The organism is Rhodococcus sp. CX, from assembly GCF_015865005.1.
GTDB lineage: Bacteria > Actinomycetota > Actinomycetes > Mycobacteriales > Mycobacteriaceae > Rhodococcus.
The window spans coordinates 24,682-33,755 of sequence record NZ_JADZGH010000125.1; the positions used below are offsets into that span (position 1 = coordinate 24,682).

Genomic DNA, 9,074 nt, shown 5'->3' on the forward strand with positions numbered 1-9,074 from the left:
TTCCGTCGTCGGCGTCGTGCTTGGCGATGCGCCGGGCCAGATAGAGACCTTCGAGAGCGAACTCGACTGCGGCAGCGCGGGTTCCGATATCGTCGGCGCCGAGCCGGTCGGCGACGACGTCGAGCACCGGAAGCTCCGGCAGTTCGTCGAGCAGCACCTTCGCCGTGATCCGGTCCCCGGTCGTGACCGGGCGCCCGTGCTCGATCGCCTCGACGAGGGTCGCCAGGTCGACACCGGCGAGCCGCTCCCGCGCGGTGTCCGCGGTCGCGCGGCGAAGCAGGTGTTCGAGCACCTCGAATTCGCGTCCCTCCTCACCGGATTCGAATTCGACCTTGCCGCGCAGCACCTCCACCACGGTGCCGAGGTCCACGGGCCGGGCGACCGGGTCGTCCTCCCCGAGAACGGCGCCGCGGTGCATGGCCGCGGCCGCGACCGTCTCCGCCCCCGCAACCGCGAAGCGCGCGGACACCCCGGACCGCTGATCGATCGACGTCGATTCGCGCAGCAGCCGGGTGAAGCGGGCCAGCACCTCGAGCAGGAAATCCGGAACCCGCGCCTGCAGTACGGCTTCCTGCTCGATCACCGCGATCTCGTCGTCGAGTTCGACCGGGTAGTGGGTGCGGATCTCCGCGCCGAACCGGTCCTTGAGCGGGGTGATGATGCGACCGCGGTTGGTGTAGTCCTCCGGGTTGGCGCTGGCGACGAGAAGCACGTCCAGCGGCAGCCGCAGCGTGTAGCCGCGAACCTGGATGTCGCGCTCCTCCATGACGTTCAGCAACGACACCTGGATGCGTTCGGCCAGGTCGGGCAGTTCGTTGATCGCGACGATGCCGCGGTGCGCGCGCGGCACCAGCCCGAAGTGGATCGTTTCGGGGTCGCCGAGACTGCGGCCTTCCGCGACCTTCACCGGGTCCACGTCGCCGACGAGGTCGGCGACGGACGTGTCCGGGGTAGCGAGCTTCTCGGCGTACCGCAGCGACCGGTGCCGCCAGTCGACGGGCAGGTCGTCGCCCAGTTCGGCGGCTCGACGGATCGACGCCGGGGTGATGGGTTCGTAGGGATGTTCGCCCAGTTCGGACCCGGCGATCACTGGGGTCCATTCGTCGAGCAGCAACGGCAGCGTCCGCAGCAGCCGGGTCTTGCCCTGTCCGCGCTCGCCGAGCAGAACCACGTCGTGGCCGGCGAGCAGGGCCCGTTCGAGTTGCGGGACGACGGTGTCGTCGAATCCGACGATGCCGGGCCACGGGTCGATGCCGTCGCGCAGGGCGGCGAGGAGGTTCTGCCGGATCTCGTCCTTGACCGATCGCTGCACGTGCCCTGACGCGCGCAGCTCACCGAGGGTGGACGGCCTGGTTGTGGTTGACGTCACCTCACCCAAGGTACGAGGATCCGCCGGATTCGGCATCTGCTCGCGGCGAGCCTCTCGCGTGCGCAACCGTTTCCCGTCCGCACCGCCCTACACTCGGGCCGTGGAGATCTGGATCCTCGCGGCGTTGCTCGGCCTCGGCCTGGCGGCCGCCACCGGCCTGCGCACCTTCCTGCCGCTGCTGATGCTCAGCGCCGCCGTCCACTTCGGATGGTTCGGGATCGTCCTGAACGAGTCGATGCAGTGGATCGGCTCGTCCGCCGCTCTGATCGCGCTGGCGATCGCGACCGTCGTGGAGGTCGTCGCGGATCTCGTCCCGCTGGTCGACAACGCGATGTCGGCGATCGGCACCGTCACCCGGCCGGTCGCGGGTGCGGTCGCGGCGTGGGCCGCGTTCGCCAACCTCGATCCGGCGATGGCGGCGATCGCGGGCATCGTCATCGGGGCCCCGACCGCGCTGGCGGTGAGCACCGCGCAGACGGGCACCCGCGCGGTGAGTACGGCGACGACGGCGGGTCTCGGGAACCCGGTGATGTCGGTGATCGACAGCGTCACCTCGTTCGTGACGTCGCTGATCTCGATGGTGCTGCCGCTGCTGGTCATCCCGTTGCTCGCGCTGCTCACGTGGTTCGGATACCGCGGCTACCGCCGCTTCCGCCGCGTCCGCGGAGCGTTCACGAGGCCGGCCGCGTAGATCCGCGCCCATCGCATGCACATCGAACACCGCATGCACATCGAACACCGCATGCACGTCGAACACCGCATGCACATCGAACACGCCGGCGACACAGCCCTCCGGTGGCCGCGACGTCCGGAACTTCTGATAGACACATGTCATGTCGGAAACCGAGATCACCTTCACCAGCGGCGACGTGACGCTGTACGGCAGCCTGCGAGTACCCGCTCTCGGTGACACCCCGGTTCCGGCCGTGCTGCTGCTGGCCGGCAGCGGCCCGACCGACCGCAATGGCGACAGCGCGCTGCTGCCCGGCCCGATCGGCACCCTCCGCCACCTCGCGGACATCCTCGAGATCAACGGATTCGCGAGCCTGCGCTACGACAAGCTCGGCAGCGGCCTGACCGGGCTCGGCCCGTACGCGGTCGAGGACGTCGCCGACCTCGGATTCTCCACGTTCATCGACGCCGCCCGCGACGGCCTGCAGTTCCTCGCGGACCAGCCCGGCGTCGACCCCGAGCGCGTGTACGTCGTCGGGCACAGCGAGGGCGCGCTCATCGCCCTGTCGCTCGCGCACGCCGGTGAGCGGGTCGCGGGTCTGGCCCTGCTCGAACCGCTGGCGGTCCGTCTGCTGGACCTGCTGACCGCCCAGATCGACGCGCAGCTCGACGCGGTCGTCGCGGCCGGTCAGCTGGCCGTCCAGGTCGCCGACGAACTGCGTGTCGCGCTCACCGGGGCGGTGGAGTCGCTGCGCGCCGACGGCACCCTCAGCGACCGCCTGCCCGAGCCGCTGCGCAACGCGGGCCTGGTCCCGACGAACGCGAAGGCGCTCGCCGAGGAGGACTCGCTGGATCCGCGCATGCTCGCCGCACAGATCGACAGCGCACTGCCGGTGCTCACCAGCGTCTCCGACAAGGACATCCAGCTGCGCGTCGAGGACGTCGACGCTCTCGACGAAGCGCTCGTGCACACCAAGCTGACGTCGTTGCGGCTGCGCAACGCCAACCACGTGCTCAAGGACATCGGCGACCAGCAGTCCACCGGCGCCGATTACATCGCCGACCTGCCGTATTCGACGGAGTTCACCGACGGATTCGTGGCCTGGCTGCGGGGTCTGTGACCTCACCGCACGAAAATTGGGGATGTAAAACTCTCGTCATTGGGGTATGGTTCCCCGTTAACCCGCTGGATACTCGAGAAAGGTACGGTCCGATGCAGCATCGCAAGCGCACATATCGATTCGTACCCGAGTTCCACTTCCACTGCGCCGCAAGGCGATCCCGGGAATAGAGTCACATCCGACTCGCTTCTCGGGCACCCCAGGCACATCGCCTCGGGTGCCCTTTCTTATCCCCATTCTTTTCGAAGCAAGGAGAACCACATGAAGTTGCGACTGGGAGCCACCGGCTCCGTCCCGAAGGACCTGCCCACCGATCTGACCGGGCACGCCATCACGATCGACCTGCGCCACGTCGACGCCGAGAAGGGCGCACTGGCCGCCGATCTCATCCGCGAACTGCTCGACCGCGGTGCCGCCCGGCTCGTCATCTCCGACGGCCGCGGCACCACCGACATCGAGGCGCCCCACCGACCGGAAACCGCCCACCCGACGACGACCTGACGTCAGGCCGCGTACGGGTGGGCGGCTGCCCCGGGTCGGGGTGCGCTCAGTGCGCGAAGTGGCGTGCGCCCGTCAGGTAGAGGGTGATGCCGGCCTCGCGGGCGGCCTCGATCACCTCGTTGTCACGGACCGATCCACCCGGCTGCACGACGGCCTTGACGCCGGCCTCCGTGAGGACCTGCAGGCCGTCCGCGAACGGGAAGAACGCGTCCGACGCGGCGACGGATCCGACGACACGATCGCCCGCGCGGGTGACCGCGAGACGCGCCGAGTCGACCCGGTTGACCTGGCCCATCCCGACACCGACGGTCGCGCCGCCGGAAGCCAGCAGGATCGCGTTGGACTTCACGGCACGGCAGGCGCGCCACGCGAACTCCAGGTCGGCGAGGGTCTGCTCGTCGGCGGCGTCGCCGCACGCGAGCTCCCAGTTCGCGGCGTTGTCGCCGTCCGCGGTGAGCAGGTCACGCTCCTGCAGCAGCAGGCCACCGGAGATCTGACGCAGCTCGATCTGCGCGGACTTCGGGGAGTCGGCCCGCAGGATGCGGATGTTCTTCTTGCGGGCGAGCACCTCGACGGCACCGGCGGCGTACGACGGGGCGATGATCACCTCGGTGAAGATCTCGGCGACCTGCTCGGCCATCTCGACGCTGACCTCGCGGTTGACGGCGATGACCCCACCGAACGCGGACACCGGGTCACACTCGTGCGCCTTGCGGTGCGCCTCGGCGACCGTGTCGGCGACGGCGATACCGCACGGGTTGGCGTGCTTGATGATCGCGACGCACGGCCGGTCGTGGTCGTGCGCGGCGCGCCACGCGGCGTCGGCGTCCTGGTAGTTGTTGTACGACATTTCCTTGCCGTGGAACTGCTCGGCCTGCGCCAGACCCGGCTCGCCGCCCTCGTTCACGTACAGCGCGGCCGCCTGATGCGGGTTCTCGCCGTACCGCAGCACGTTCGCGCGCGTCCAGGTCGCGCCCGCCCACGCCGGGAACTTGCTGTCGTCGCCGTCCGCTGTGACATCCCCCGTCGCTTCGCTCGCCCCGGTGGCGTAGCCGCTGTTCATCCAGCTCGCGACCGCGACGTCGTAGGCGGCGGTGTGCTGGAACGCCTGCGCCGCGAGGGCCTTGCGCTCGGGCAGGGTGAACCCGCCGGCCTTCACCGCGTCGATGACCGCGTCGTAACGGGCCGGATCGACGACCACGGCGACGGACGGGTGGTTCTTCGCGGCGGCACGCACCATCGACGGGCCGCCGATGTCGATCTGCTCGACGCACTCGTCGGGGGTCGCGCCCGAGGCGACGGTCTGCGTGAACGGGTACAGGTTGACGATCACCAGCTCGAACGCCTCGATGCCGAGGTCCTTGATCTGGTCGAGGTGGTCCTGCTTGCGGGTGTCGGCGAGGATGCCGGCGTGCACGCGCGGGTGCAGCGTCTTGACGCGGCCCTCGAGGCACTCGGGGAAGCCGGTGAGCTCCTCGACCTTGGTAACGGGGATTCCGGCGCCGGCGATGGTCGCGGCCGTGGAGCCGGTGGAGACCAGTTCGACCCCGGCCTGGTGCAGCCCGGTCGCGAGTTCGACCAGTCCGGTCTTGTCGTACACGCTGACCAGTGCGCGGCGCACAGTCTTACGTTCGGTCACTGGGGATCACGGCCTTTCGTCCATCGGATACAACTCCACGGGTTGCGACAGCGGCGACCACCTCGGCCAGCAACCGTCGTTCCACAACTTTGATGCGCTCGTGCAGGGTGTCCTCGTCGTCGTCCTCGAGGACCGGCACGGGTTCCTGCGCCAGGATCGGCCCGGTGTCCACGCCGCCGTCGACCAGGTGCACGGTCGACCCGGTGACCTTCACGCCGTAGGCGAGGGCGTCGGGGACGGCGTGCGCGCCGGGGAATGCGGGCAGCAGAGCCGGGTGCGTGTTGATGATGCGGCCGCCGAAGCGTTCGAGGAACGCGGGGCCGAGGATCTTCATGAAGCCCGCCGACACCACCAGGTCCGGCTCGTGCGCCGCGACGGCGTCGGTGAGCGCGACGTCCCAGGCGGCACGGTCGGCGTGGTCGCGCAACGCGACCCGGAAACCGGGGATGTCCGCCTCGCCGGCATGGTCGAGGGCTTTGCAGTCGCGGTCGACGCCGACTGCGACGATCCGGGCCGGGTAACCGTCGGTGCGGGTGGCGTCGATCAACGACCGCAGCAGGCTGCCGGTACCTGAGGCGAGTACGACGACCCGCGCCGGCGCGGTCGGCGGCAACTGGTCACGCGAGGCAGTCAGCGCTCTACTCCTGGACTCGAAGAGGGGTCGGCCGGACCATCGGCCGTCTAGAGCCTAGTCGCTGGTGTTCCGGGTACCTTTCGCGAGGTCCCCGTCGTCGGCTTCGTCGTCGATCTCGGCGTCGACGACGTCGGGTTCCTCGATGTCCTTCGCGTCGGGTTTCGACTCGGGCTCCTCATCGTCGTCGACCACCTCCGCATCGACCACCTCGGTGTCGTCCTCGACGTCCTCGATGTCGGTGTCCTCGTCTCCGTCTTCGTCCTCGGCATCCACGGATTCGGCGTCTCCGGCGGGCGCGGCTTCGAGTGCCTTCGGTTCCTCGAGCTCACCGGCAGCGGCGTCCTCCCCGGACTCGCCGTCCTCGTCGGAGTCGTCCTCCGTTTCGTCCGGCTCGGCGGACTCCTCCGCCTCGGCCGCGCGCGCAGCCTCGGCTTCGGCGGCGGCCAGCTTGCCTTCCCGCCACAGCAACAGCTGCGCGGTGATGATCCCCAGCAGACCCGACCACGCGAACATCAGGACCCCGGCGAGCCACCAGTTGCCGCCGACCACCCCGAAGAACCCGAGCCGCCCACCGGCCGCCCAGGTCGCGAGCGCGGTGACGACACCGGCTTCGGCGGAGGCCGCCAGCACGGTCAGGGCCCCGTCGCTGCTGGAGACGTACTCGCCGCGCGCCTGCGCCTCGAGGTTGCGTTTGGCGACGTACCGGCCGAGCAGTGCGCCGATCGTGGCGGGCACCGCGAGCGCGACCGGCCAGAAGGACGGTGCCGGGCCCGGCGGGATCGCGGCCAGCACCGGCAGCGCCGGCAGGTCACCGCCGGACGCCTCGAACAGGCTCAGCCGGACCTCGCCGAACTCGACGGTGCTGCCGGCCAGGACCGCGGCCGCACCGATCATCACGTTGGGCAGATACAGGATCGAGATGACCAGCAGGCCGAGGACGCCCATCCAGTTCTCGCCGCGGGCGAGGAGCTCCCCGACGCTCTGCCACGACCAGAGCATCCCGACGACGGTGAGCAGCCCGCCCATCGCGAACATGCCGAGCACCGCCCGGGTTGCGGGCCGGACCGAGTCGACCAGCCATTCGGGGACTGCGTACCGGTCGCAGAGCGGACGCCACATCCTCGACCCGACGCCGAGCAGCGACGACAGCAGATACAGCCCGGTCACCCACGCCAGGGATTGCGCCGGGTCCGGCATCGAGACGGGCAGCACGCTCGAGGCGTCCTGGATGACGACGAGCGCGGTGACCGTCACGGCGAGCGGTCCGGCCAGTGTCGCGGCGGTGATCCGCGCGGCGTCGCGGCCGTCGAGGGCATACCCGCTGTGCAGGACCATCGCGTCCGCGGCCGACGCGCACGAGCGGGCGGACAGCCACACCAGCACCGCGGTGGGCAGCAGCGGCAGCACGCCGAGCGCGGTGCCGTCGATGGTAAGGGTGACCTGGTGCAGGCCGAGCCAGGCACCTGCGGTCGCCGCGTACACGCCGGTGAGGTCGCTGCTCGCGGCGACGAGCGTCGTCACGACGACCGTCACGAGCAGCGCCATCGTCACGGCCGGTACGCGTGCCGCCGTGCCGAGCAGAATGCGGAATTGCTCCGGATCCGGCGAATCCTGATTCGTGGGGAGGCGGGAGTTCCGGCCTAGCGTCGATGTCATCGAGACGAGGGTGTCACCGACCGCGAGCGGTTGCGATCAGGCGCGCCGCAACGGTTGCGATCAGGCGCACCCCGCCGAGTCGTCGAACATGTCACCGTTGCTCGTCGTTCGGCTTCAGCACCTGGGTGGCGTCGTCCGGCGGCGGCGAGACCACGGTGGCGTCCTGGTCGTCCGGTGCCGGCGACAGGACAGTGGCGTCGTTGTCGGACGGGCGGGCCAGTTCGGTGTCGTCGTCGTGGCTCGGCTCCGGCGCACCCCCGGTCGGATACTGCTGCGGCCCGGTCGGATACTGCTGCGATCCGATCGGATATTGCTGGGACGGGGTCGGCTGGGACGGGAACTGCTGCGTCCCGTACGGCTGACTCGAATACTGCTGACCGGTGTACTGCTGGCTCGGGTACTGGCCCGTGTACTGCTGACCGGTGTACTGCTGGCTCGGGTACTGGCCGCTGTAGTGCTGCGGAGACTGCGCGCCGTACTGCTGGCCGGTGTACTGCTGGCTCTGGGGCTGCCCGCCGTACTGCTGCGGAAACTGCCCGGCCGGCTGGGGACTCCCCGGCTGAGGACTCCCCTGCTGCCCGTACCCACTGGGCTGCGGGAACTGGGACTGCGCCGGGTACGCCGCGGACCGTCCCGACCGCGCCGCGGGGACGAGCACACCGATCCCGAACAGCAACGCGACCACGGCCACCGCGGTCTGCAGGAACCCGAACACGAAGATGGCGACGCCGCCCCACGCGATACCGGAATCGTCGGGCAACTGGAACCACTGGAAGACCGACGTCACGAATCCGACCGCCGATGCGGCCAGCGCGACGCCCCGTAGATCCTGACCGGGCAGCAACGACAGCGCCGCGCAGAATCCGCCGAGCAGCAGCAACGCCAACGGCACCACCGCGAATCCGAATTCGAACGCGGACAGCGCGACGTGCCCACCGAATTCGATCCGCATGTAGGGCGCGAGACCCAACAGGAAATTCACCACACCGAGTACCGCGACCGCCACCGGCAACAGCACCGGCACGAGCTTGGCCGACGGCCCACCACCACTCCGATCCGGGGTCTGGCTCGCTGGGAATGTCATCGATCCTCCTGCGGTCGTCGGGTGCACTCGGTGTCTTCCGGATGCACTGGAAACAGCGTATGCACCGATCGACACAATGGGAGGCATGCCGAACACACTCGCGCCCGGACGGGACGTGGTCGTGGAGACGGAGGTCAAGCACTCGCGCTTCCTCGCCGCCCTGCGCCGGGTCGAATCCGCTGCCGACGCCGCCGCGTTCACCGACGAGCAACGCCGTCTGTACCCGGATGCGCGGCATCACTGCTGGGCGTTCGTCGTCGGCGACGAACCGGCCTCGCGGGCCGAGCGGTCCAGTGACGACGGAGAGCCCGGCGGCACCGCGGGCGTCCCGATGCTGCAGGTGCTGCACCACCGCGACGTGGTGAACGTGGCGGTGGTCGTGACCCGCTGGTTCGGGG

General features: G+C 69.8%; 9 protein-coding genes. 4 read left to right on the forward strand and 5 right to left on the reverse strand.

The window, feature by feature from the left end:
* Positions 1 to 1,369: ATP-binding protein (locus I0Q12_RS13845; protein ID WP_197252468.1), on the reverse strand; the 1,369-nt coding region annotated here is incomplete at its 3' end.
* 100 nt (positions 1,370 to 1,469) lie between these two features.
* Here I0Q12_RS13845 and I0Q12_RS13850 point away from each other — a divergent pair.
* The 3 genes from I0Q12_RS13850 (at position 1,470) to I0Q12_RS13860 (ending at position 3,663) form a co-directional block, all read left to right on the forward strand.
* Entirely contained in the window at positions 1,470 to 2,060 is a 591-nt protein-coding gene (locus I0Q12_RS13850; protein WP_197252469.1) for a DUF4126 domain-containing protein, read from the forward strand.
* A gap of 142 nt (positions 2,061 to 2,202) precedes the next feature.
* On the forward strand, positions 2,203 to 3,162 hold the full coding sequence (locus I0Q12_RS13855; RefSeq protein ID WP_197252470.1) for an alpha/beta hydrolase: 960 nt from the start codon (positions 2,203 to 2,205) through the stop codon (positions 3,160 to 3,162).
* Positions 3,163 to 3,423: 261 nt separating this feature from the next.
* Positions 3,424 to 3,663 (forward strand): hypothetical protein, encoded by a 240-nt coding sequence (locus I0Q12_RS13860; RefSeq protein WP_197252471.1) that lies wholly within the window; start codon positions 3,424 to 3,426, stop codon positions 3,661 to 3,663.
* A gap of 46 nt (positions 3,664 to 3,709) precedes the next feature.
* Here the strand turns inward: I0Q12_RS13860 and purH are convergent, their stop codons facing one another.
* The 4 genes from purH to I0Q12_RS13880 form a co-directional block, all read right to left on the reverse strand.
* A complete protein-coding gene (gene purH, locus I0Q12_RS13865; protein WP_197252472.1) occupies positions 3,710 to 5,302 on the reverse strand; it encodes a bifunctional phosphoribosylaminoimidazolecarboxamide formyltransferase/IMP cyclohydrolase in 1,593 nt (530 codons plus the stop codon).
* Complete coding sequence (purN, locus tag I0Q12_RS13870) at positions 5,289 to 5,915, reverse strand: phosphoribosylglycinamide formyltransferase (RefSeq protein ID WP_231610614.1); 627 nt, start codon at positions 5,913 to 5,915, stop codon at positions 5,289 to 5,291. The genes purH and purN overlap by 14 nt, the downstream gene beginning before the upstream one ends.
* Before the next feature lie 75 nt (positions 5,916 to 5,990).
* Positions 5,991 to 7,592: a DUF6350 family protein gene (locus I0Q12_RS13875; RefSeq protein WP_197252473.1), complete on the reverse strand. Its 1,602-nt coding sequence runs from the start codon at positions 7,590 to 7,592 to the stop codon at positions 5,991 to 5,993.
* A 91-nt stretch (positions 7,593 to 7,683) separates the two neighbouring features.
* A complete protein-coding gene (locus tag I0Q12_RS13880; RefSeq protein WP_197252474.1) occupies positions 7,684 to 8,676 on the reverse strand; it encodes a DUF5336 domain-containing protein in 993 nt (330 codons plus the stop codon).
* Between the two features lie 85 nt (positions 8,677 to 8,761).
* Between I0Q12_RS13880 and I0Q12_RS13885 the strand changes: the two genes are divergently transcribed.
* Positions 8,762 to 9,074, forward strand: a 313-nt coding sequence (locus I0Q12_RS13885) for a YigZ family protein (RefSeq protein WP_197252475.1), incomplete at its 3' end; no start/stop codon positions are given.

Bases quoted from the DNA above. Each gene is read 5' to 3' on its own strand.
- I0Q12_RS13855 (WP_197252470.1), top strand. From the start codon at position 2,203: ATGTCGGAAACCGAGATCACCTTCACCAGCGGCGACGTGACGCTGTAC.
- I0Q12_RS13880 (WP_197252474.1), bottom strand. From the start codon at position 8,676: ATGACATTCCCAGCGAGCCAGACCCCGGATCGGAGTGGTGGTGGGCCG.
- I0Q12_RS13860 (WP_197252471.1), top strand. From the start codon at position 3,424: ATGAAGTTGCGACTGGGAGCCACCGGCTCCGTCCCGAAGGACCTGCCC.
- I0Q12_RS13875 (WP_197252473.1), bottom strand. From the start codon at position 7,592: ATGACATCGACGCTAGGCCGGAACTCCCGCCTCCCCACGAATCAGGAT.